General features: G+C 53.3%; 17 protein-coding genes and 5 pseudogenes. 17 read left to right on the top strand and 5 right to left on the bottom strand.

Features of this window, described 5'->3' with window-relative positions; translation table 11 throughout:
- Window positions 1–109 precede the first annotated feature (109 nt).
- From IEY12_RS15445 to IEY12_RS15450, 3 genes and pseudogenes are all read left to right on the top strand, one after another.
- Window positions 110–604, top strand: a pseudogene (locus IEY12_RS15445) (integrase core domain-containing protein); the annotation flags it as partial.
- A gap of 549 nt (window positions 605–1,153) precedes the next feature.
- Window positions 1,154–1,439, top strand: a pseudogene (locus IEY12_RS15805) (transposase domain-containing protein); the annotation flags it as partial.
- Between the two features lie 791 nt (window positions 1,440–2,230).
- Window positions 2,231–3,115: a DUF8054 domain-containing protein gene (locus IEY12_RS15450; protein ID WP_188884547.1), complete on the top strand. Its 885-nt coding sequence runs from the start codon at window positions 2,231–2,233 to the stop codon at window positions 3,113–3,115.
- 78 nt (window positions 3,116–3,193) lie between these two features.
- Here the strand turns inward: IEY12_RS15450 and IEY12_RS15455 are convergent.
- A pseudogene (locus tag IEY12_RS15455) lies at window positions 3,194–3,781 on the bottom strand (IS6 family transposase).
- Between the two features lie 219 nt (window positions 3,782–4,000).
- On the opposite strand from IEY12_RS15455, the gene IEY12_RS15460 reads away from it, so the two are divergent.
- Window positions 4,001–4,324, top strand: a complete 324-nt coding sequence (locus tag IEY12_RS15460; protein WP_188884548.1) for a hypothetical protein — start codon at window positions 4,001–4,003, stop codon at window positions 4,322–4,324.
- 72 nt (window positions 4,325–4,396) lie between these two features.
- Here the strand turns inward: IEY12_RS15460 and IEY12_RS15465 are convergent.
- Window positions 4,397–4,504 (bottom strand): annotated as a pseudogene (locus IEY12_RS15465) (IS1595 family transposase); the annotation flags it as partial.
- 54 nt (window positions 4,505–4,558) lie between these two features.
- Here IEY12_RS15465 and IEY12_RS15470 point away from each other — a divergent pair.
- The 3 genes from IEY12_RS15470 (at window position 4,559) to IEY12_RS15480 (ending at window position 6,256) form a co-directional block, all read left to right on the top strand.
- Window positions 4,559–5,302 carry a lamin tail domain-containing protein gene (locus IEY12_RS15470; RefSeq protein WP_188884581.1) on the top strand — a complete coding sequence of 248 codons (744 nt, stop codon included), beginning with the start codon at window positions 4,559–4,561 and terminating at the stop codon, window positions 5,300–5,302.
- Window positions 5,299–5,580, top strand: a complete 282-nt coding sequence (locus IEY12_RS15475) for a DUF3006 domain-containing protein (protein WP_188884549.1) — start codon at window positions 5,299–5,301, stop codon at window positions 5,578–5,580. The genes IEY12_RS15470 and IEY12_RS15475 overlap by 4 nt, the downstream gene beginning before the upstream one ends.
- A 355-nt stretch (window positions 5,581–5,935) precedes the next feature.
- Window positions 5,936–6,256, top strand: coding sequence for a DUF7995 family protein (locus tag IEY12_RS15480; protein WP_188884550.1), 321 nt, complete (start codon window positions 5,936–5,938; stop codon window positions 6,254–6,256).
- 568 nt (window positions 6,257–6,824) lie between these two features.
- On the opposite strand, the gene IEY12_RS15485 is transcribed toward IEY12_RS15480, so the two are convergent.
- Window positions 6,825–7,436, bottom strand: coding sequence for a TetR/AcrR family transcriptional regulator (locus IEY12_RS15485; protein ID WP_188884551.1), 612 nt, complete (start codon window positions 7,434–7,436; stop codon window positions 6,825–6,827).
- 550 nt (window positions 7,437–7,986) lie between these two features.
- Here IEY12_RS15485 and IEY12_RS15490 point away from each other — a divergent pair.
- From IEY12_RS15490 to IEY12_RS15500, 3 genes and pseudogenes are all read left to right on the top strand, one after another.
- Window positions 7,987–9,375, top strand: a complete 1,389-nt coding sequence (locus IEY12_RS15490) for a COG1361 S-layer family protein (protein WP_188884578.1) — start codon at window positions 7,987–7,989, stop codon at window positions 9,373–9,375.
- On the top strand, window positions 9,375–11,849 hold the full coding sequence (locus IEY12_RS15495) for an efflux RND transporter permease subunit (protein ID WP_188884552.1): 2,475 nt from the start codon (window positions 9,375–9,377) through the stop codon (window positions 11,847–11,849). The genes IEY12_RS15490 and IEY12_RS15495 overlap by 1 nt, the downstream gene beginning before the upstream one ends.
- Before the next feature lie 325 nt (window positions 11,850–12,174).
- A pseudogene (locus tag IEY12_RS15500) lies at window positions 12,175–12,548 on the top strand (DUF6610 family protein); the annotation flags it as partial.
- A 185-nt stretch (window positions 12,549–12,733) separates the two neighbouring features.
- Here IEY12_RS15500 and IEY12_RS15505 read toward each other — a convergent pair.
- Window positions 12,734–13,156 carry a hypothetical protein gene (locus IEY12_RS15505; protein WP_188884553.1) on the bottom strand — a complete coding sequence of 141 codons (423 nt, stop codon included), beginning with the start codon at window positions 13,154–13,156 and terminating at the stop codon, window positions 12,734–12,736.
- 192 nt (window positions 13,157–13,348) lie between these two features.
- On the opposite strand from IEY12_RS15505, the gene IEY12_RS15510 reads away from it, so the two are divergent.
- The 4 genes from IEY12_RS15510 (at window position 13,349) to IEY12_RS15525 (ending at window position 19,491) form a co-directional block, all read left to right on the top strand.
- Complete coding sequence (locus IEY12_RS15510) at window positions 13,349–14,278, top strand: mechanosensitive ion channel family protein (protein ID WP_229871471.1); 930 nt, start codon at window positions 13,349–13,351, stop codon at window positions 14,276–14,278.
- Between the two features lie 723 nt (window positions 14,279–15,001).
- Entirely contained in the window at window positions 15,002–16,216 is a 1,215-nt protein-coding gene (locus IEY12_RS15515) for an RNA-guided endonuclease InsQ/TnpB family protein (RefSeq protein WP_188884554.1), read from the top strand.
- Window positions 16,217–16,775: 559 nt separating this feature from the next.
- The gene (locus tag IEY12_RS15520) at window positions 16,776–17,267 is read left to right on the top strand and encodes a DUF7995 family protein (RefSeq protein WP_188884555.1); all 492 of its coding nucleotides are present in this window, start codon (window positions 16,776–16,778) and stop codon (window positions 17,265–17,267) included.
- A gap of 730 nt (window positions 17,268–17,997) precedes the next feature.
- Entirely contained in the window at window positions 17,998–19,491 is a 1,494-nt protein-coding gene (locus tag IEY12_RS15525) for a PAS domain-containing response regulator (RefSeq protein ID WP_188884556.1), read from the top strand.
- A gap of 20 nt (window positions 19,492–19,511) precedes the next feature.
- On the opposite strand, the gene IEY12_RS15530 is transcribed toward IEY12_RS15525, so the two are convergent.
- Window positions 19,512–21,110 carry a sensor histidine kinase gene (locus IEY12_RS15530; RefSeq protein ID WP_188884557.1) on the bottom strand — a complete coding sequence of 533 codons (1,599 nt, stop codon included), beginning with the start codon at window positions 21,108–21,110 and terminating at the stop codon, window positions 19,512–19,514.
- Window positions 21,111–21,691: 581 nt separating this feature from the next.
- Here IEY12_RS15530 and IEY12_RS15535 point away from each other — a divergent pair.
- The 3 genes from IEY12_RS15535 (at window position 21,692) to IEY12_RS15545 (ending at window position 22,637) form a co-directional block, all read left to right on the top strand.
- Window positions 21,692–22,075, top strand: coding sequence for a DUF6166 domain-containing protein (locus IEY12_RS15535; RefSeq protein ID WP_188884579.1), 384 nt, complete (start codon window positions 21,692–21,694; stop codon window positions 22,073–22,075).
- Between the two features lie 19 nt (window positions 22,076–22,094).
- Window positions 22,095–22,358, top strand: a complete 264-nt coding sequence (locus IEY12_RS15540) for a DUF7389 domain-containing protein (RefSeq protein WP_188884558.1) — start codon at window positions 22,095–22,097, stop codon at window positions 22,356–22,358.
- 66 nt (window positions 22,359–22,424) lie between these two features.
- The gene (locus tag IEY12_RS15545; RefSeq protein ID WP_188884559.1) at window positions 22,425–22,637 is read left to right on the top strand and encodes a DUF8129 domain-containing protein; all 213 of its coding nucleotides are present in this window, start codon (window positions 22,425–22,427) and stop codon (window positions 22,635–22,637) included.
- Window positions 22,638–22,661: the final 24 nt, after the last annotated feature.

The following is a 22,661-nucleotide window of genomic DNA, read 5'->3' on the forward strand; positions in this document are numbered from 1 at the left end:
AAGAACCATCGGCACTGTCTCGTTGAGCCAACTTCAGGAATAAGCAGGTCATTGGGAGTTTGTTCAAGATGCTCGCAGACCTGCTCAACGAAACTGTGGTACGGATTTTTGTTTACTCAGGGAGCCAACAACGATCTTGGCGGAATTAGGCGTTGAACACTCACATGGAGCAGTCTAGAATTGGGTGCACCGGGTGGCTGACAGCGAGCAATCTTGATTATATGCTGCAATTGACCTAGACTCCATACTCATTCTTGATGTCGCATTGTTTGGGTCGCATGGTACCGATCCGGCAGCTGCGTTTCTGCACCGATTCACCGAGAAACACGATCTCCCCGGGGCTGAGTTGCTCGTCGATCAATTTGACTATCGGACTGCCCTCTCTCGATTAGAATTGAGCGGTCGGATTAACTATACCGAGCGAAAGCTCATTGAAAAGTGATTTCAGACCCTCAAAATGCGCGTCGACCGCTTCCATAATTCGTGGGTGGGCAGTCGGTCAAGCGTTCGCAAACATCTTGAACAATTTATGCATTACTACAACCACCAGAGACCGTACCAAGCTCTTAATGGAAAGACATCGGTTGAGGAGGGGCTGAACTAGACAGTACCATTTATTATCATGTGCTCAATTACCGTACAGTATGAGTGACCCTGACCAACATCAGACCGACAAGTCATATTGGTGGTACGGGATCGCATTCTTTGTAACGGCACTTCCCCTGACTTGGATATCATATGGAATACTACAGTCTGTGAGTGAGACACATTCTTCTTCAGCTGCTCTAGTCCCAACTTCTCCAGAATTTAGTGGAATTTTCTTGTTCTCTGCTGTAATAAGTGCAATCCTTGTACTCATGACTAGCTTATTAGCTCCTGTTTATTCACTTTGCCTATATTTAGATGTTCGATCTCTGCAGACAAGTGAATACTGGAAACCAAATAAGACAGTTTGGGCAGTAATCGGTCTACTACATTTATTCACATTTATATCTTCACTAGTTCAATTAGTCACAATTCCTGCTGGTGGTTTCTATCTCTATATTCGACATAAGAAAACATAGTGTCCAGATGAGCTTGAAAATGAGGTATGAGGCATAGTCTAGTTGAGTCAGTTTGAGAAGTGAGCAGGTCGGTGAGTTTCTTGTCCAAAATGCTCGTAGACCTGCTCAGCGAGAGCTACGAACCGAATTTAGAAGCACCTTGGGAGAACGAGCGGACGGCGACGCCCGTTAGGGCGTTCGCCGTCCTCCTCCATCAGACCGGTTGTTCACTCAGGGAGCCAACAACGCTCTTGGCGGATTTAGGCGTTGAATGCTCGTATGGAGCCTTCTGGGATTGATTCATCGCTAGATAACATCAGGTATAATCCGCCGACGGCATCGCCGTCGCGGGTCGCTGTTGACGAAACCGCTGTCAAGATTAACGGTGAATGGTCGTGACTGTATGCTGCAATAGACACCGAGACAAAGCTGATTCTTTGTCTATGTGAAGAACATGCACATAGGATAGGGCGCAAGTGACAATCGCCGGCGGGTGCACTTTCAGTCGCCCGAGTATCTCGTCGACCGGCTCGACGTGATTGCCGAGCTCTTCGATAAAGACTGGACGGATGTCCTCGTCGAGGCTATCCGCGCGTACATCGAAAAGACCGCTGACAGCTGATTGAACAGCTGAGCCAGAACTTCGATCCAGACGTCCAGTTCGGTGTTCAGACACTCTCGTTCTACAAGCTACAGGATAACGAGGCAGAGTTCCAGTTCTTCAACTTCTTCTTCGGATTGGCCATCGCGGCGTCGATGGGGACACGCGTGTACATTTCTCAGTTGCCGCTTCCCGACATCCGTGGACGCGATTTCGAGGGTTTCCTCAGAAGGGGGAGGACCTCGGTGGAACATGCCATCCCACCGACCCCCCTCAACCCTTGGAGGGTGACAAACACAGGCGACGTCGTGTTTCTAGTCTGTCTAGAAGGTGCTGGCGGTCCTCGATTTCCTCGAAAACAGCGGCAAGGACATCAACTATCACTGCTCAGGCTGTCGTCAAGATTCCACCCAGGGGCGCTGGCGTTAGCTACAAGATATGGATCTCGCTGACGTATACCGGTGCCGCGGTGTACGTAACCTGGTTCCTCGTCATTGAGATAAAAACGAAACGATAGAGAAGACTGAGAGCGGGAAACCGAATGGTTACCCAAAGAAACATTACCACCACGTGTATAATTAGGAATATGAAAGATACCATTATCGAGGCTATCCGCCAGCCAGAATATACTGGTGAAAATCGGTGTGAGCCGTGTACAGCACTAAACTTGGTTATTGCAGGAGTCGTCGGATCAGCTATTGCTCGGAAATCAAAGTTGGGGGGTACTGCGGCTTTCGGTGTCTCAGCTGGTCTAATCTACCTCCGTGGATATCTAGTTCCTGGTACCCCAACGCTAACGAAGCAGTATCTCCCACGGGCAGTCCTTCGTTGGTTCGGTAAGCAACCGGAACTAGAAGCTCGAGATGGCCTTGGCAGCGTACCAGACGAAACGGTGAGTGCAAACAATCAGTCTCCAAAATCTACGATTTCTGAATCAAATAAGCCAGTCGAAGAAATTGACCCTCATGATTTCCTTCTCACTGAAGGGATTATTGAACCATGTGAAGCTCGAGATGATCTCTGTCTTACTAAGGATTTTAGTAACCAATGGGATGCTGAGATATCTACCCTATCTGAAAAGGAACTGGATGCAAGTGAAGCTGTTTCCATCCTTGGAGTTCAGGTTGAGGGAGATGGATTTGAGATAGAACAGTATGGTGAAGCACGTACATTAGTAGCCGGTTCGCAGACAATTGGGAAGTGGCCATCTCAGGGAGCGCTCTTAGCTGACGTTGGAGCAGCACACGTGTTGGATGAGTGGTCAGATGAATGGAATGATATTGGACCGGCACAGAAGGGAGAGATTCTTAATGGGCTTCGGCTGTTCTTAGAGCACTGTCCAGGGAGCAAGGGTTCAGTGAGTATGAGTCAAGAGACGGTAGAATCGTGCTGTTCCTCTCATGAGGTAATCACAGTTTCCTGTGATGATACAGGAGAACGGCTCTTCGAACAGCGGTTGAGCGAGATATGATATTCGAATCAATTCAGACGATGTTGCACTAACGACGTAACCCACTTCTCTCGCGGACAATATCCGATACTACTGAACTTAGAGTAACGCAGCCATCGAACTGCCCACCCACGAGTGGTAAAAGCGGCCGATCCACATTTGGAGGGTATGGAACCATTTTTCGACGTGGCCCCGGTCAGTATAGTCGAGATGACCGCTCAATCCTAATCGAAAGAGGGTAGTTCGAGAACCGAGTTGATCGACGAGCAACTCAGCCCCGGGGAGATCGTGTTTCTCGGTGAATCGGTGCAGAAACGCAGCTGCCGGATGTACCATGTGATCCAAACAACGCGACGTCAAGAATCAGCTTTGTCTCGATGTCTATTGCAGCCTACAGCCACGACCATTCACCGTTAATCTTGACAGCGGTTTCGTCAACAGCGACCAGCTTCGGCTGTGCCTCAGGCGGGTCGCAGCCGCTATCAGCCAGCCGATGCATCCAATTCAAGCCCGCTCCATGCGAGCGTTCAGCGCCTAAGTCCTCCAAGATCGTTGTTGTCTCCCTGAGCGAACAACCGGTCTGGTGGAGGCGGACGGCGAACGCCTAATGGGCGTCGCCGCCCGCTCGTTCTCCCAAGCTTCTTCTAAATTCGGGTCGTAGCTCTCGCTGAGCAGGTCTGCGAGCATCTTGGTCGACCAACTCAACGACCTGCTCACTTCTCAAACTGACTCAACTAGACAGTGCCTACAAATAGGACTTGTAGAATAAATATACAAAATAATACTCTGTCGGAGCTCTGGGATCAGCTACTGGACTGAGGTTTCAATATATAACTATAAATATATTATTTCTATGAATAGTTCCGTACCACAATCTATTTTTATATTGGCTATTATACACCATGTATGACTACACAGGACTTAAGATGGAATATTGCAAGTCTTGGCCTAATTGTAGCTGGTGTAGTTGGAGCGGTTCTTACGTCGCTTCAATTAGGAGCGTATCTCGCGAGTGGACTCCTCCTATTAGTTGCTATTGCTGGGGTGTTATTGTTACTCCAGAAGCAAAAAGCATACTCAGTTGTCCTATTGGTCTCGGGAATTTTAGCTCTTATATTTGCCGCTGTTGGTTATCTGAACCAGGGCTTTACCACACTAACTATTCTATATGTTCTCCTTGCTATCGTCGGCCTTATTCGTGGTGGGCAAGCGTTAAGTCAAGTTGAGTGATGGACTAATTGCTACTGCGGTATCTACGTCGAGGATTAGTCGGACGCTCTTGTGGCGTAGATTGTTGGTAGATCACAGCACAGTTTTGAGGATAGTTTTCAGCGCTTCTTTACCTGGTTTTCTGAAGACCTCACGGCGGAGCTGAAGCGCTCAGAGATACGGTGTGAGTCGATCTTTGGTGGCGACGCCGAGCAAGCCGAAGAAGAGTATCTCGTCGATACCTACGGCGATCGGTTGAACGTAACCGTACTCAAGGCCGGCCACCACGGCAGTGCGTCCAGCACCGGAACCGCGTTGCTTGATGCAGCTTCCCCGAAGGCCGTCATTGTCTCGAGCAGCTGGAACAACCAGTATGGGCATCCCGCTAACGAGACGCTTGAGCGACTCGCAGCGCGGAACCTCCCGACGTATTGGACGGCGACACACGGCGATATCGTCTTGACGAGCAACGGCACACAGGTCGCCGTCAAGACCCAGCAGGCCGCCCCGACTGCCCCCATGGAGCTTCGTGAGGGCGAACCAGTCGAGCCCGGAACATCCTCACCTGTTGAGGTGCGGACAGTCCTCCGTGGAAGCGGCGATTGGCAGGCACCAACCACGACGACGAGTCCGACCAGCACGACGACCGTCGCTGATGGTGGCGTTGACCCGACGGCGCTCAACGTCGTCGACATCCAGGCTGAGCCACCCGCGAATCAGTCATCGACTGACGAATACGTCGTCTTCAAGAACACCGGAAACGCCACACTCGACCTGAGTGGCTGGACCGTCTCCGATAGCGCCGACCACACCTACACGATTCCCGACGGTGTCACACTCGACGCCGGGGAGACGCTCACACTCCATACGGGCAGCGGGACGAACACAGACACCGACCTCTACTGGAACCGCGGGTCGGCCATCTGGAACAACGGCGGGGACACGATCATCGTGACAACCGACACCGGAACCGAAGCCGTTCGCACAACCTACGAATGATTGACGATGGCACCTACACAGCAGTCCTAGATCGCTTCGAAGGCGAGCAAGCCGTCCTCGTCCTTGAGCAGGACGGCGCCGACGTCGCCGACTATCCAGTCCCGCGTGAGCAGCTTCCCAAGGCGGGTCGACAACAAGACGCAGTCTTTGAGGTCGTCATCGAAGACGGCGACCTCGTCGACATCACATACAACCCAGCTGAAACCGAGTCCCGTCGTGAGTCCGCACAGAACCGCTTCGACCGCCTCTCGAAGCGTCCTCCGAACCGCGATGAGTGACTGCTCTGGGAAGACGCCGTCATCTAGGTAGCCCGGTGGCTAGTCGTCTCAGCTCCAGTGGTTGAAGTAGGAAGGCGAGGATACGGGGGGTGTGACGCGAGACTCTGATCGCCGTCGCGACAAGGACGCGTTTCGTCCCCGGGGCGAAGCAACCAGAGAGCCGGACCACGTACTCGAACAGGACGAAGAGTCCCACGACCAGTTGGCGAGTACCGACTATCCGGAGTCAGAAGAGGCGTCGTCACTGTGTCTCGACTGCGGTCGGTCTGTGCCACCAGCAAGTGAGCGGTGTGCGTCGTATCGCCCTGAACACGCGGCGTCGAAGGCACCGACTCAGGACACAGAGGAGACAGAGATGGAGTTCCTCCATCTCGTCTTCGCGGTCGTGACGGCACGCACGGAGATGGCGGCGCTCGCGAAAGGGACGGCTGCGCACTCACTCCTTGCTAAGAAGGGCGACACCGCGATTACCGAGACCGAGCTCGTCGCGGATAATGATGGGTCGCCGTCGCGAACGCTCACCGAGCAGTGGGGCGACCTGCCCGGTGTCGCCCAGCTCGAAAGCGACGCTGGCGAACGACTCCTCCAGCAGGCGTCCATCGAGCAGTGGGCAGGACAGCCAATTTGGGAGTGCAAGGTTTGTGAAATGCCACGCTACGGACTTGCTCCAGCATAAGCACTCTATCGCAAATCCATTAGCTAGACGTATCGTTCGGTCACGCTTAGTAGGTCTAAGAACGCTTGCAACCCAAGAATCGAGCTGTAGAAAGTCCGACACAGAGCTATAGTGAGAGGATACGGGTAGAGAAACCGTCTACATCTCCTCCTTTTATGATATTTGACAACACATCATTATCGACTAATTCCTCTGTATTACTCCGGTCTAGTATCATCGGAGGAATAGCCGTTCTAACTATCAACTATCTCAGCGGTGGAAATATTGAATTAATAGGATTTAAACAGAGCCGACACTGCCTAATTGAACCGTATCGGTTGGTTTCGTCTAATTAAGAAGTGGAGGTGAATTCGGAGAAGTCGATCTTGTTGATTTCCAGATGAACGGCAGAGAGAGGTCATCAACAGTTCAGTTACGAGCTTCGTCCAACTTCGGATGGGTAGTTCGGTGCTGGGATACCCGTTCACTGAAATCCGCTCATCCGGACAGGGCCAGCTTATGAACGGTCAAGATATTTGAAGTTCCCAGATATCCACAGTACAGGACTATCAATTTGATTCATCGACAGTTAGTTCGGCTGGTCAGCCAAAAGACGGGTTTCAATATAGCTGTCGAGCTCGGAGCGGACCATCCGGTTCGAATTCATTGTGAGTCGGTCGAAGATCTCGCCACTGACAAGTGTCATTACGAAATCTGCGACTAGCTCTGGATCGACCTCGTTAAAGTCGCCTGTTTCAATACCAGCCTCAATTATCTCTCGGACGGTTTCTCGGAAGCCTTGGTGTGATCGATTGAAACACTCTCGGTAGTCTTCATCATGAATTGCCTGTGTTCGTAATTCGATTAGCACCTTCTCATAATCTCGTTCCTGTGTTTCATCAGCGGAAGGTAGGGTCTTGTCAAGGAGTGTTCGAAGATGAGTTTTTGGAGAGGCCTCATTAGAGAGTTGAATTGCACCGTTCTCAACGCGTTCAAGCAGGTAATTAAGGAGATCAAGTAGGAGCTCGTCTTTCCCATCATAATGATAGAAAATAATACCCTCTGATTTGTCGAAGTGTTGGCTGACTCGGTTAATCGTAAGATCACTATATCCATATTCGGCTAGCGCATCAAATGTCGCCTCCATGATTGATGTCTGGGTTTCGTCGGGATTCTTTGGGAAAAGCGGCTCATTCGCCATACTAGTTATTTCTCGTGTTCACCAATAGATGTATCCCTTCAGGGGAACTGCCTCCGCTAATTTGGCCTAATGTATTACTGGGTCCCCATTTCTGCGTGGTTTAGAGCAAGCTTCTTATCAGCACACAAGAATAGCATGATTTTGGGTCATCTTATCCAAATCAGTAGATTAATATACTATCCGATAAGACTGAGTAAACACTCAGTTCAAAAGATGAGCGCGCAATACAATATAACGATCGGCTCTACAACCTCATTCAATTCACCAACGCTAACGCAATCCACATATGAAACAAGATAACCATCATTGTCATCACTCATCACGCCTCGTTCTTACCGTTATCCTCGTTATGGGTCTTGTAGTTGGTAGTCTCCCCGCTCTCGCAGTAGCTCAAAGTGCAGAGTCTGGAGACGTCATCGGACGTCCGGACATCTCGTTCGCGACAGGATCTGGAGCGGTTTCAGCTGGTACCACTAGTGAGATGGAAATTTCGGTCGTCAATCGTGGTATGATCATTCAGCATGGGCCATCGCAGTATGAAGATTCAGTTATGACCGCGAGAGGGCTGACATTCGAACCTCAGGATGACAATATACCGATTGACATCCATGCTGGGCAGGTATCAGTCGGCAATTTCCAGACCGGAAGTACACAACAGACAGTCTCCGTCACTGTCCCAAGTGATACCGAACCAGGGAAATATCAAATACCGATTAAATACACGTATTCTCATACACGACATATCAGCTACGACGCCAGTGGACAAGATGAAGGAGCTGACTCAACGCGGACGGAAACGGGTTCGATAACGATCCGTGTTAAGGAGGACGCTAGATTCGAAGTTGTCGAGACAAATGCGACGGCACAGATTGGTGACGATAGCGATATCTCGATGGCGATTCGAAATACTGGCTCGGAAGTCGCAAAGGGGTCAAGCGTGACTGCAGAATCCAAAAGCAGCTCATTGACGTTTGAATCCGGAGATACGTCCTCGACTACCTACGTCGGCGACTGGCAGCCCGGTGAGGTACGGAACGTCACCTATAATGTCAAACTAGAATCCGATGCTATTATCCGTGGATACACGGTCGATTTGGCCGTCGGTTACAACGATATTGACGGGATCAGTCACACATCCGAACCATTACCGACTGTCGTCCAGTCGACCCCTGAGCAATCATTCGCCTTCAAGGACATCTCGTCGTCGCTTCGCGTCGGAGAAAACGGCCAAATCACGGGAGCCATCAAGAATACTGGTCCAAATCCCGTCAAAAGCGTCTCGGTCCACCCGGCCGAAAATCTCTCGTCAATCGTTCCCAGTGAAGAATCTGTTGTCGTCGGCTCACTTGCTCCCAGTGAGTCTAGGGCGTTCCGTCTCCCGATAGAGGTCACCAGTGAGGGGGAGCCTGGAGAGAAATTAATCGGACTTAATGTCCAATACCGAGACGGGGACGGTGATCGGAAAATATTCGATAAACGAGATATCTCAGCCGCTGTTGGGCCTAGTCGTGACGCATTCAAACTCGCGTTTTCCGACAAAACTATCACTGTTGGAAGCTCGCGAACGCTTTCGGTTGAAGTGACGAACAACCTCAACCAGACTGTCACCGATATTGATGCGCGGATGTTCGCAGATGATCCGCTTAACACCGGTAAGACGGATACGAGTTACATCAAGTCACTAGAACCCGGTGAATCGACAACAGTAAAATTCGATGTGTCTGCGTCGTCTGCAGCGACTGCGGAGAACACGTATCCGGTTTCGTTCGACTTCCGGTACACAGACCGCCGTGGAAACACCCATCTCTCGGACACGTTCCGGTATCCGCTCAACGCGGTCCAGTCTACCGGCGGTAGCGGCCCGCCGCTTGCGTTAATTGGTGGGGTAATTATCGTCGTCCTCGGAGGTGCAGCGGTCGTCTATCGGAGGTATAACTGATGGACATCGCGGCGTCGGTGGAACGGGCGATAAAACGTCTTAACAGTGTTATTGTAGACCGACCACGCGCAATAATCATCCTCTTTGTCCTGTTGACCGTCGTCCTCGCTGGCGGGCTGACTTCTGTCGGCATGGGCCAGGGCGGCCTCGATGCCTTTACTGAGGGGCTCCCCGCGCAGAATGCCTTAGATGAGGTCAATCAGAATTTCCAGCAACCATTCGAACCGGATACTGAAACGACCCAGCTCATCCGAACGGATGATAACGTCCTGACGAAAGAATCACTGATTCGCGAAGTACGTGTTCTTGAGGAAATCAATTCACGGAGCGATCTGTGGATGGATACAGCCAGTGGTCCCTCGACACTCATCGCGAAGCAGTTGAATCCGTCAGCATCGACGCCAACAGAATATCGGCAGACGCTCGAACGAGCTAGCCCGACTGAAATCCGCCAGACCGTTCGCGAACTCAAGGATAACCCACGGTTTACAGGATCGCTTGCTAATGATTTCAACCCGACGAGCGTTTCGGCTTCCGCATCGATCACGACTGTCTCTCATACGCTCCCGAAAAGCTACGGGAGCGACGAATTAACAACGGTCCAGACGGAAATCCAATCAATAGTCAAACAAGCGCCGCTCGATATGCGCGCGTTTGGGTCTGGAACGACCGAGTCCGAGATCAGACAGTCCATGACGGACTCTCTCTCACTTGTGATGCCGATCGTCATCCTCCTGCTGCTGTTTTTCCTCGTTGTCGCCTACCGTGACCCCATTGACGTCGTCCTCGGCCTGATTGCGCTGGTAATGACGATCATTTGGACATTTGGATTTATCGGCTATGCCGGGATTCCGTTCAGCCAGCAGATGATCTCCGTCCCCGTGTTACTGCTCGCTGTCGGCGTTGACTTCGGCATCCACATCATCAACCGCTACCGCGAAGAAACCGAGCGTGGATTTGAGGGAATCGAGGCAATGCGGGCAGCGAACGGCCAACTCATGGTCGCGTTCATCATCGTCACCGTGACCGCCGTATTCGGGTTCGGCGCAAACATCATTTCGAGCCTCCCCCCAATCAAGAACTTGGGTATCGCTTCCGCGATGGGGATCATCTTCACGTACCTCATCTTTGGGCTGTTTTTGCCCGCTGCGAAGCTGGTGACAGATGATCTCCGAGCTCGGGTTGGCGTGCCGGAGTTTAACTCGAAACCGATTGCGTCCGACGAATCAGCGCTGGGACGAGCGTTGGCGTTCCCCGCACAAGTAAGCCAATACGCACCCACAGTGATCGTCGCCGGGCTACTGTTGTCCGGCGCCGTCATGGGTGCGTACGGTTCTGGAGTAGGGACGTCCTTCGAGAACGAGGATTTCCTGCCGCCTGAGGACCTCCCAGACTATGTTGAGATGCTGCCTGCGCAGCTCAGTCCCGGTGAGTACACGATTACGGAGACGATGAACCTCCTGAACGACAAGTTTGGGCAAGGTGATTCGGTGAAAATATATCTTGAAGGGAACTTCCAAGAAGACCACGCACTCGAAGCCATGGCTGCTGCAGACGATAATCCGCCAGATCCACTTGCCGTCGGCTCGGGCGGGCAGGCTGAGACCCAGAGCATCATCACAGTCCTCAAATCCCACGCGAACCAGAACCCGGAGTTCGCGGCTCTAGTCGCTCGCAACGACCAAAATGACAACGGGATTCCCGACCAGAATCTGGAACGCGTCTACGACGTGTTGTTTGCCTCTTCAGCAAGTGGGCAAGCCAAGCAATACCTCACGGAAGACCGCCGAACTGCACAAGTCGTGTATACGGTTGACGCAGACGCAACCCAGTCAGAAGTTTCCACTGCTGCAGCAAGCTTAGCAGACCGATTCCCGATGAAAGCGACTGCAACAGGGAATACCGTTGTGCTTGCAGCGGTCATGGATTTGATCTTCCAGTCGGCGATTCAAGGGTTAGCAATTGCGGTCGTATTGACAGCGGCATTCCTCGTGCTGGTGTATGGCCTGCTTGAACGGAAGCCACTGCTGGGAGTGGTGAACGTCTTCCCAATCTTGGTATCGCTTGCGTTACTCTTGGGTACAATGCGGTATCTGGGAATGTCGCTAAATGCATTGACCTCAACAATTCTCTCAATCTCAGTCGGGGTTGGGATTGCCTACTCAGTGCACACCACTCATCGGTTTATTGACGAGTACGACCGAGCAACTGGCGCACATGAGGCGATGATGGTGACGTTGACGGGAACTGGTGGTGCACTGTTCGGGAGTATGCTCACCACGACACTCGGGACTGGTGCGCTTGCTCTCGCAATTACGCCACTGCTCAAGAACTTCGGCGTCCTCATTGCGCTCAGCGTGACGTATTCGTTCCTCATGTCGATCATCGCGCTGCCACCAGCTGTATTACTATGGGAGCGCATCCGACAGTGGGGCCCGAAATCGCTAGCACGTCTCCGTCCTGCAGCCGACTAAATTGAACCATCTATACATCACCTAACCGACAATAAAAGAGATTGACGACCAGATTACTGGACTACTGATAAACTGTATGCATCCGTTCCACCACCCCGCTACCGTGAGTTTCTGTCAAAGTAGGCGAGGGCCCGATAGCTGTCTCACCGTCTTTTAAAATTGAAATAGTCAGTAGATATCATCTCCCGTATATTAGTTGGGGGAAAGACACGTTACTCCGCTACGCGGACGCCGCAAGAATACAACCCGCTCGTCTCCCGTTGCTTGACCGTCCCCACCCCATACAGCGACTCGAGGTGGCGGCGCGCAACGTCGCACGATAGTCCGTGAGATCGAGCCGAGCTATCCGGATGCCGAGCTGGTGATCGTTCCGAAGTGACGTGCAGCGATTGAGGCGATTCCCGACGATATCGTCCTTGGGTACTCGCGTGGCTACGCCGACCGACTCACGCACGAATTCTCCGATCCGCGAGACTGGCGTGGCCGTCGCGTCCACATCCTCTCGGTGGCAGTCCACCGAAGCAACGCGACATCGTCGCCCAGCTCACCCGCCCAACCTTCATGGGCGACCCACCTGCGGACATCGTCGGCCTTGACTGGAACGGCGCACATCGCGGCGCACAATTCGGCGAGTTCTGGACGACAGACGGCTGGGATGACAGTGGTCGCGACGCCGACCACGTCACCGTCAGCGAAACCACCTCGAAGAACTCGCCGGCGAGCAAAGCGTCGTCTTCCCAGACCGATGACTCAGCTCTATTGGAATCGGCTCTATTGAAATCCTCACCCACCGACAAAATGGAGGGGGCTATTCGTTAGATGTTGAAGCCAAGTCAACCGATTCCGGCGTCAAGGCGGGAGGTAGATGGTGGTGAGCCGGCGGATTAGCCGGGGGATGGAGTATTTGGCTGGTTGTCTATCCGGAGGATGACAGTCGCGGCCACGAGGACGGCGACGACGGGGAGGATGAACATCCAGAGGGTGACGGCCAGCGAGACACCTAACAGGAACAGGCCCGTGGCACCGACGGCGACCACTCGCGTTCGCTGATACCAAACCCCGGCTGTCCCGATAACAGCGAGCGCACCAAGACCCACGAACAACGCGAGTCGCGTCCAGCTGTACCCGGGTTGGAACAGATACCACCCTAACACGCCGAGAAACGCGGTGCCAATAACCGCAGAGACACCACGCACGAAAGACAGCCTCCTTGTGGTCATTGTATTCATAGTATTTATTGTGCTGACAGATAAGTGGTTCTCCCGCTCAATGAACCGGAGTAACTGCGACTTCGGGAGGGCTTGCATCTGGTCAAACTATCGGACGGACGTGTAACTCTCTGAGGGTTTCAACAGAGCCAATATAGTCTAAAACCGTTGAGGCGGTCGTTTTTCGGATATAGAGAACTCAGAAAACGCGCCACCTCGTCCTTTATTCTCATCTGAACACCGCCACGCTCTCACCACATACTTAACACAGTACCATGTGATTTTCAGACGATGGGCCTTCTTCTTCAGTCTACGGTAGATCCTACAAAGACCCTCATCGTTGTTGTTAGTGCCGTTACCCTCGGTGTAGTAATTTGGGTTCTTGGAAAAAACCTAAAATCACGTATTCAATCAGCTAACGCTGAGGTAATTCGTGCATCTCTAGTCTTAATTTTGACATCAATAGTTACTGGTATACTTATCGTTCAATGGGGTGCTACTGGAACAGCGCTGTCTGTTGTTGGATTGCTTGAATTCGGGATTGGAGTTAGTGTCCGAATCCTACTAACGATACTCTTTGTTGTCGCTGTGTATGCTTTCTCTCGGATTCTGAAGCGTCTCTTGTTAGGTGGTAACGGTTATAGCAGGGTCACTTCGGCGTATCAGCGTCGGGTCAGTTACTACGTTAGCCAAGTTGCGGTCTATATTTTCTCTGTATTTGGGATTCTCTCTTTGTGGGGCGTCCAACTTGCTGATTTGCTATTAGGTGCTGGTGTCCTCGGTATCGTACTGGGGTTTGCAGCCAAGGAGACGCTCGGCTCAATTCTCGCTGGGTTTATCCTGATGCTTTCGCGCCCTTTTTCTGTGGGTGATTGGGTGCAAATTGGTGAGCATGAAGGATTTATTACAGAGATAACGATCAACAACGTCCGATTACGAAATCTAGATGGAGAGCATATCGTACTACCAAACGAAGCCGTGCAGAACCGAACGATCATCAACCGAAGTCGGGAGGGAAAGCTTAGGTTGCGGATTGAGGTCGGGATCGATTACGATGTTGACCTAGATCACGCTGAGACTGTTGCACAGGATTCGATTTCAGAACTTGATGACGTTATGAATCAACCTGAACCACAGGTACTTCCAGTTCGATTTGATGACTCGGCAGTTGTTTTTGAGCTTCGTTTCTGGATAGATTCTCCAACGCCACAGCGAAAATGACATGCTATCAAGAGCGTTATCAATAACGTAAAGTCCGCATTTCGTGAAGAAAGTATAAAAATACCATTCCCACAGCGGGAACTCACTGGACGGAGCGAAACTAACGAGTTTCAAATCACACAAGGTATCCACGGAGCCAGTGAGGGATCCAGCCAGACTGGGTCACCTGATCGTTCACGCAATTGACCCCTTGGTACTGTCTAGATAAGCATACCCCCCCTAACATTTTTCCCATCGAGAGTGGTGTCGAACTAATAAGGTTCTAACAGATCCTTAGAACTCCAATCTGCTTGTCGTATTCGTGTATTTCGAGATTGGTCTATCAATGACTCCGGAGTGCGATGCTTTCGATAAGGGTGGCGTCTGACCCTCGCACATGACCCAAGAAAACGCCGGTCAGCGTGCCGTCTCCGTCGGAGTTGGTTTAGTCATGGTCGTGTTGGTTGTGGTAACTCTCCAGCCGCTATTTCAAGTAGCTGTCACAGGCCCGTTCGGCGACTTGGCCCGATGGTTTCTGTCGATCGTCCTGTGGGTCCTCATACGGTTCGTGGGTGCTCTCGTGTTCGTCCTGTTCGCGTGGTTTGCGTTCACAGGCGGTACGAGGCGGATGCCCCGACCCTTGAGGTCGGGGAGGAAGCCGACAACCGATGACACAAACCACGTTACGATGGCAGGCCGACTCCCGACCCTATAAGTAACACCGACTGTATATGTGAAAGCACAGTGGAATACCGTCGTACTGCCGTCATCAAACTCGACACGCCCGAAGGAGCTGACGACTCCCTTCGAGAGACTGTCGAGCAGTTCAAACACTGCGCCAACACCGCGAGTGAATGGTGCTGGCACGGCGACGACGGCTACCACGTCACCTCAAAAGCCAAAGCCGAACGCGCCCTCTACGACCGACTCCGCGACGAAACCGACCTGACCGCAAACCTCGTCCAGAAAGGAATTCGCAGGGCAGTCGAAGCCGTCAAAAGCGGAGTCTCACGTCTCAAACGTGGTGAGAACACATCGCAACCGCACTTTTCTGCTGATAGCGCGGTGTACGACAAGCGGAGCGCAACGTTCCACCGCGACCACGTATCGCTGTCCACCGTAGACGGGCGCGTCGAGTGCGATTACATCCTTCCCGACGACTCGGAGACACCGCCGACAAAGTACGTCTCCGACGAGGACTTCGAGTTTCGGATGGCACACTTGCAGTACTGCGACGGTGACTGGTATCTCCACGCCTCGATGCGGAAAGTCGAAGCAGACGACGAACCCAAATCCGAGTCCAAGCACAGAACAGTCCTTGGTGTGGATGTAGGCGTGAACAACCTCGCCGTCGCTTCGACGGGGCAATTCTGGTCAGCAGACGAGTTCAACCACTGGCGTCGAGAGTACGAGAAACGCCGTGGGTCGCTTCAGCAGTGTGGGTCTCGACACGCCCACGAGAACATCGAATCAGTCGGACAGAAAGAGACCGGGCGGTTCAAGATATACCTACACACGGTGGCGAACGAACTTCTTGAGGAAGCCGTCGAGAACGACTGTTCGCACATCGTGTTCGAGGATTTGACCCACATTCGGGAGAACATTCCCGAGGCGACGTGGCAACACGTGTGGGCGTTCCGACGCCTCTACGAGTACGTCGAATACAAGGCCGAAGAACACGGTATCGAGGTCGTCCAGGTTGACCCGCGCAACACGTCGAAGCGTTGCTCGACGTGTGGGTTTACCCACGACGACAATCGCCACCAAGAGTCGTTCGAGTGTCAGAAGTGTGGGTATGAGAACCACGCGGACTACAACGCCTCGAAGAATATCGGTTTGCAGTATCTCCGTCGTCGGCAAAACGCAGGCGATGGAGGCGCACCCGTAGATGTGCGCTTGAATCGCGGGACGCTGAACGTGAGCGGGGAGTACGTCCCCCCTGCCTCTACCGAGGCATAGAACGGGAGTCCACGCGAAAGCCTCGGGGCTTGACCCCGAGGCGATTTACTGCTTTACCGTCGTACGGGAGGCGATGAACAACACGGAACCTCCTATGCTTGATCGACTAGATCTGTCGGCAACTATGGATTTCGACATTAGCTAGCTAATAACAGGTCGCTGTGAGCTAGAAATCCGTCGAAACGATCCCGATTACGGATGCTTGTGATAGGTACACTTTACTGTGCCAACCAAATACGCCTCATCGAACCGGAGAGTAGAGCTCCGGTTCACTGGCCGCGGCCAGCAGTTCCGATGGGTCGGCAACTCCCCCACGGAGTTGCCTGCCGTGGCCGGATTTCCGAGCACCGGGTCGCCCCATGCGGAAAGCCCGATGGTCGACGCCTCCAGCCGAGGGCGGCTAGTTCTCAGGCACTGGATACCTAACGTCCTTTTGGCTCCCAGAGTACATCCTCAAAGCCGGGAGACTGGGGTAGATAGCGGCTCTCGACAGCAGTTCGGTTTGTCGCGCGGAGAGCGGCGGCGCGCGCCGCACAGAGTGCGTGCGTCAGACACAGCGATGCATATGCTCATCTACGCGCTGGTGGAGGCATCGAGCGAAGACGAAGCACTCGCAGCGGGGAAATCGGTGTTCGACCGATTGGTCGGCATCTCCCCCCACGCCGACGGCGTCTTTGACTACTACGTGACGTTCGACGAGGCAGACGTCACGTGCGCTGGGCACGCCCGCTGGGGTGAGCGGCCGGCTGCCGCACCGGTTGAATCCGACGCCGGCGACGCACTCCTCGAAGCAGGGTGGGAAGCGACTGTCGAGGAGTTCGAGCAGACCCTCGCCGACGTTCGCGAGGCACTACCCAAGCTTAGTGATGAGGCAGTGATGCGTGATGAGGGCCTCGTGCGGCACGCCTGCCACAAACTCGGCGCGTACCGTGGCCCATCAGTCGTCCTCTACGACGAACATGGACACGGAATTCGCGACCGGGAGCGTCTCAACCTGATTCTCGACGACACTCGAGAGTGCTGGATCGTCCCGGCGGACGTCCACTACTGACGATGCCAGAGCCGACTCGTCGTCGACGTCGCAACCCGGCGTGGAGGTCGTGGAGATGATTGGCCATCGACAGCCGCCGTGGGAGAAGCCAATCCCGAAAACCGCCTTCGGTTACTGTACGAGTTGCAAGGAGGTCCCGGCAGATCCGGTCTACGCCGCACACGGCGACCAACGCTGTGCGGATTGCTACTATAAAACCGGCTAGGCGTGATTTGCTGTATCTCCACGGCACTGCCGGTGAACCGGGGACGGACTCCGGTTCACCGGCCTGCGGCCGGTGGATTCCGATGGGTTGTCAACTCCCCCCAGAGTTGACCGCCGTGGCCGGATTTGCGACACTGGGTATTCTCCCCACGAGGGGGAGGTCCAGTGGTCAACGCCTCCAGCTGTGGGCAGTTCTCTATAGCTTTCTGAGACATAATGACCTTCTGGCCTAGACATGACATCAAATCCAGAGAATTCAGTGACTACCGTTCAACGAACCGACTATGATTTCCTCCGAACAAGTCAGCTATTCTGTTGCTGGACCGGATTCTCAGACCAACAGACAGCGTATATCCACAAATCTAGAGCAATGATTCAGTTCCCATGGCACTGCTAATATTCGTGCTGGATACTGCGGATCACCAGCTATCCGTAATCCACCGTATTCCAGTCTCCTCTATCTGAGAGACTGGTTTATATATCGCTGATACGGGGGTTTAATGATTAACGGGGTTAACTGGCAAGTATGTCTCGGGCCATTGATGTTCTCCATGTCGACGACGACCTCAGCTTTGGAGAGCTAGTGGCCACCTTCCTCGAACGCGAGAACGAGGAGTTCACTGTGACCACGGAAACAAGCGTCACAGACGGCCTCAAAGTCCTCAACCACGAGCGGCCGGACTGTATCGTAAGCGACTACGAAATGCCCGAGCAGGATGGATTAGACTTTCTCAAGCAGGTTCGCGATACCTATCCAGAGCTTCCCTTTATTCTCTACACCGGCAAGGGGAGTGAAGAAGTCGCCAGCGACGCCATTTCTGCGGGCGCGACCGACTATCTACAAAAACAGTCTGGGACAGACCAATACACGCTGCTTGCAAATCGAATCCGAAATGCAGTTGATCGATATCACTCTCAGTCTGAGCTGGAACGCGAACGCTCCCGGATGGAATTCGCGTTAAACGCTACAACTGCAGCGGTCTGGACACGCAACATTACAACAGATACGATGGATATTTATCCAACTATCTGTCCCGTATTCGAGGTTCGTATCACCTCCCTCCAGGAGTTTCTTGATGAAGTCCATCCCGCAGATCGCAAGGCCACAGAGCAGGAAATCCGTACAGCAGCGCAGTCAGGAGACACATATACAGTCCAGTTCCGCTTCCACAAAGACAACGCTCTTTGCTGGGGTGAAATGTCTGGCCGAACACTGCAGGAGGAGAGAGAAGAGCCGATCCAAACGGGGATCACGCGCGAAATCACCGAGCAAAAAGAGCGCAAGCGACGATTTGACACGCTTGTTCGGAACCTCCCCGGGATCGTCTATCGCTGCCGGCATACGCCTCAGTGGCCAATGATAGATGTTCGCGGAGACGTCGAGACAGTTACGGGCTACACTGCAGCAGACTTCAAGACGAATACTCTCTCTTGGGGTGACGATGTTATCCATCCAGAAGACCGGGAGGAAGTCTGGAACACGATTAACGACACACTTGCAACAGCAGACTCATTTGAGGTCTCGTATCGGATTGTTACTGCAGATGAGTCGGTTAAATGGGTCTGGGAGCGAGGACAATGTATTGCGACCGCTGACGGCCGTCCTGACGTGCTTGAGGGTGTGATTGACGATATTACGGCACATAAGCAACAAGAGGAAGCCTTGCAGCGGAACGAACGGCGCTTCAAATCACTATTTCACGACCCTAATCTACTTGTTGCACTGCTTGACCGCGAAGGGGTCGTTCAAGATGTGAATACAACTGCAGTAAGCTATATTGACGCCGATCGTGAGTCCATCCGTGGTGAGGTCTTTTGGGAGACACCATGGTGGACATCAGATCAGAAATCAGCGCTCAAGCAATGGGTTAGGCGAGCCGCTACCGGTGAGTACGTTGAGTACGAAGCTACACATACGCAATCAACTGGAGCACCGATTGCTGTCTCTGGAGTGATTCGGCCAGTAACGGACGACGCTGGAAACGTCCTCTCGCTCATTGCCTCGGCACGCGAAATATAGCTGAGAAAGAATAGCCTGCGTTAGTCGTGCATACGGTCATCGACCGCAACTTCGAATCGTGCACCGCCGTCTCTTCCCTCCGTAATAGAAATCGACCAGTTATGCGCATCTGCAATCTCTTTGACGATTGTGAGTCCGAGCCCGGATCCATCTGCCGCAGATGTATATCCCGACTCAAAGATTTGGTCTCGGTCCGCTGGCTCAATACCGGGCCCAGTGTCCTCAACCGCGAATCCATCTTCCGTCGATTCAACGAAAGCCGTGATATCGTCCCCACCGTGTGTGATCGCATTCGTAAAGAGGTTCTCCAAGAGTTGCTGGAGTCGATTCTGGTCTGCCTGAAACTCACAGGAGCTCTTCACCTGCAGATCAGCGTCAGCAGTCGCAACGTGCTCCCACGCAACTCTCGCAGCCGTCGCAAGATTGACCTTTGTAAGGGAGTTGATCTCCTCTCCTTGCCGCGCAAGTGTTGACAGCTCATCCACGAGTTGATCCATTCGCTCAAGTGCGCTCTCAACACGACCAAATGCCTCATCATCACCGGCACGGCCAAGGTCAAGATACCCCTGAGCGACCGTAAGCGGATTCTGCAGATCATGTGAAATCACACTCGCAAAACGCTCCAGCCGCTCATTCTGCTCCATCAGCTGTGCCTCCCGTTCCGCACGCTCTAACGCGGTATTAATATTCGCCGCGAGAATCCTCGCTAGCGAATAATCAGTCTCGGCAAACGCATCACGAGTCGTTGAGCCAATCATCATGACGCCCCAGTCACCGAGAGGGAGAATCAACTCACTCGCGATCAGCGACGTCGGGTTATATGCATCCGGATGCTCCGCCACGTTCTGAATGAGTTGCGACTCTCCCGTTTCGAAGACGGTCCATGCAATCGCCTCACCACGAGGGAAACTTGGTGGATCGGAGAGCGATCCGTCAGCGGTCGTATACGCTTCCGGAACAAGGTGATCAGTCTCGGAATCATATTGGTAGATTCCCGCAAAATCAAACTGAAAGAGATCGGTTGTCGCATTAACGGCGTCCTCAACAACCGTGGTCGTCGAGTCAGCCATGAGCAGATTGCGTGTTGTTTCGTGGAGGGCAGTGAGCTGCTCATTATATCGATATTCATCTGTGATATCGGTGTAGACAGCGTAGCCATCCGTTTCGGTGGTATTCGTCCGAAGGGGGATCGCTTGAAGACGAAACATTCGCAGTTCACCAGAGGCAGTCTGGCGACAGATCTCCGACTCCTCAAACTGCTCATAAGCGTGTGCACGCTGACTGATGCCGGACGCACTGTCTTGCAGGGATGGTGGCACAATCAGCTCGTCAATTGACCTCCCTTGAATGTCTTCTTCCTCAAACCCGAACGTCCGCTCAAACGCTGGGTTAACAGCCTGAATCATTGGATCCTGGTGGATGAACTCGATTTCAGCGATGCAGTCAGAACTGTTCTCGAGCAGTGCAGTGATTTTGGTATTCTCGTCCTGAAGCTGCCGTCGGTGGCGGCGACGCCGACTATCATAGACTCCAACACCGAGCCCAGTCAGGGTAGCGACAGTAATTGTATGCGTGAAAAGAAGATATGGCTTAAAGACACCTTCAATGAGCTGAATCATATATACCCAGCCGAGGAGCAGACAGACCGTAACCGCACTCAGAATACTCCATCCCGCGATGAGGTACGCGGTCTGCGGTGAAATCGGCCGATAAGCAAGGAGGAGAATCCCTGATCCGACAAGCAAGAGGTTGAGGAGAATCGGGAGAGAATTCTCAAAGAGAGTCAAATATAGGGGGACGCCTTGGTGGAAAACGTCTGCGGGGATATCGTAGAGAGTGAGTGTGAGAAAAACGAGGCCAAGTAGTAAGATTGCACCCCCGCTCAATACCCGTTTCCAACGGTTCCGATTCATAGACAGAAAACGACCTGAGTTGCGTCAAATGTTTCGGTTGCTCTCGCGAAGACGCATCGAGATCTGGTCAATAGACACACCCCGTGTGCAAAATGTAGATATCTGTTCTACAGGCGGTTCACAGCCTTAGAGCTGTAAACCGGAATCTGAGTTCATCTTCCTTAACCAACAGGGTACGAAGAAAGCGCGACTGTGTTAGTTAAACAAGATGTGCCGCGAACCGCAGTGTGGTTTGTCGACCCCGAGAGGGGTGCGGGAGTGCCTAGATGGCGCTCTCGAAACCGACTATGAGTGGAATATTCGACGACGGCGCAATCGCACAGACAACACACGCCGAGGGCGAGATTCGGTACGTCGGGTCTCGCGAATACGGACAGGTGCTAGTGACGAAGCACCCAGAGGGCGAGCGACTCACCCCCGAGCGTAGCCTCACCATTGCCCGTCACAGTCCTGGTGGGTTCGCCGTCGGATATCGTGGGAGTGGGCCGGCGCAGCTCGCACTCGCCATCCTCCTGGACTACACCGACAACGCCTCCCTCGCCCGTGACCATTACCAGACGTTCACAGACGAGGTCATCAGCCAACTCGAGTACGGCGCCGATGGAACCTGGACGATCACCGACGCCGACATCGAGCAGGCTCTCCCCGACGACGTCGCACTACCCGCGTAACCAACCTCACTCACCGACAATGTCCGACACTACTGACGCTTCGAGCGACGCGGCCGCCGAACAGCCCACCGAAACCAAGCACGTCGAGCGCACCGACGTCGGCGTCTCGATCACCGTCCAACTCAAGCGTGGCTCCGGAACTCGCGACGAGGACAAAATCAAGGGCAAAGTGAAAGCTCAGACACTTGAGGACGCCAAGGAGGACATGGAGGTGCTTCGATCGTACCTCCACACGCTCGCCGAGGACGCACGCCAAATCCAACCGGAAGTCGAGACCGAGTAGAACGAGAGGCGCACAGTACGTCTTCAGGTCGGTTTATCGTCGCCGAGAAGGGCGAGGCGACAACCAATGTCCGAGCAGACAACGACCGACGAGACCCCGCTCACGCCCGAACAGCGACTCACCCCAGAAAACCTCGACCTCCTCCGTGCCGGTATCGTAACCATTCCCAACGTCGAGACTGTCCGGGAATGCGTCGCCTACGAGAACGCACACCAGAATCGGGAGCCGGTACTTCGCTGGCTCGCACAGCAAGCAGCAGAACTTCGAGACGAGAAGTGATACAGACCGATATCGCATACCTCC

The organism is Halarchaeum grantii, from assembly GCF_014647455.2.
GTDB lineage: Archaea > Halobacteriota > Halobacteria > Halobacteriales > Halobacteriaceae > Halarchaeum > Halarchaeum grantii.

Excerpts from the sequence above, each read along its gene's own strand:
- IEY12_RS15450 (WP_188884547.1), top strand. The coding sequence starts at position 2,231 with ATGAAAGATACCATTATCGAGGCTATCCGCCAGCCAGAATATACTGGT.
- IEY12_RS15460 (WP_188884548.1), top strand. The coding sequence starts at position 4,001 with ATGACTACACAGGACTTAAGATGGAATATTGCAAGTCTTGGCCTAATT.
- IEY12_RS15475 (WP_188884549.1), top strand. The coding sequence starts at position 5,299 with ATGATTGACGATGGCACCTACACAGCAGTCCTAGATCGCTTCGAAGGC.
- IEY12_RS15480 (WP_188884550.1), top strand. The coding sequence starts at position 5,936 with ATGGAGTTCCTCCATCTCGTCTTCGCGGTCGTGACGGCACGCACGGAG.
- IEY12_RS15485 (WP_188884551.1), bottom strand. The coding sequence starts at position 7,436 with ATGGCGAATGAGCCGCTTTTCCCAAAGAATCCCGACGAAACCCAGACA.
- IEY12_RS15490 (WP_188884578.1), top strand. The coding sequence starts at position 7,987 with ATGACCGCGAGAGGGCTGACATTCGAACCTCAGGATGACAATATACCG.
- IEY12_RS15495 (WP_188884552.1), top strand. The coding sequence starts at position 9,375 with ATGGACATCGCGGCGTCGGTGGAACGGGCGATAAAACGTCTTAACAGT.
- IEY12_RS15505 (WP_188884553.1), bottom strand. The coding sequence starts at position 13,156 with ATGCAAGCCCTCCCGAAGTCGCAGTTACTCCGGTTCATTGAGCGGGAG.
- IEY12_RS15510 (WP_229871471.1), top strand. The coding sequence starts at position 13,349 with ATGGGCCTTCTTCTTCAGTCTACGGTAGATCCTACAAAGACCCTCATC.
- IEY12_RS15520 (WP_188884555.1), top strand. The coding sequence starts at position 16,776 with ATGCATATGCTCATCTACGCGCTGGTGGAGGCATCGAGCGAAGACGAA.
- IEY12_RS15525 (WP_188884556.1), top strand. The coding sequence starts at position 17,998 with ATGTCTCGGGCCATTGATGTTCTCCATGTCGACGACGACCTCAGCTTT.
- IEY12_RS15530 (WP_188884557.1), bottom strand. The coding sequence starts at position 21,110 with ATGATTCAGCTCATTGAAGGTGTCTTTAAGCCATATCTTCTTTTCACG.
- IEY12_RS15535 (WP_188884579.1), top strand. The coding sequence starts at position 21,692 with ATGAGTGGAATATTCGACGACGGCGCAATCGCACAGACAACACACGCC.
- IEY12_RS15540 (WP_188884558.1), top strand. The coding sequence starts at position 22,095 with ATGTCCGACACTACTGACGCTTCGAGCGACGCGGCCGCCGAACAGCCC.
- IEY12_RS15545 (WP_188884559.1), top strand. The coding sequence starts at position 22,425 with ATGTCCGAGCAGACAACGACCGACGAGACCCCGCTCACGCCCGAACAG.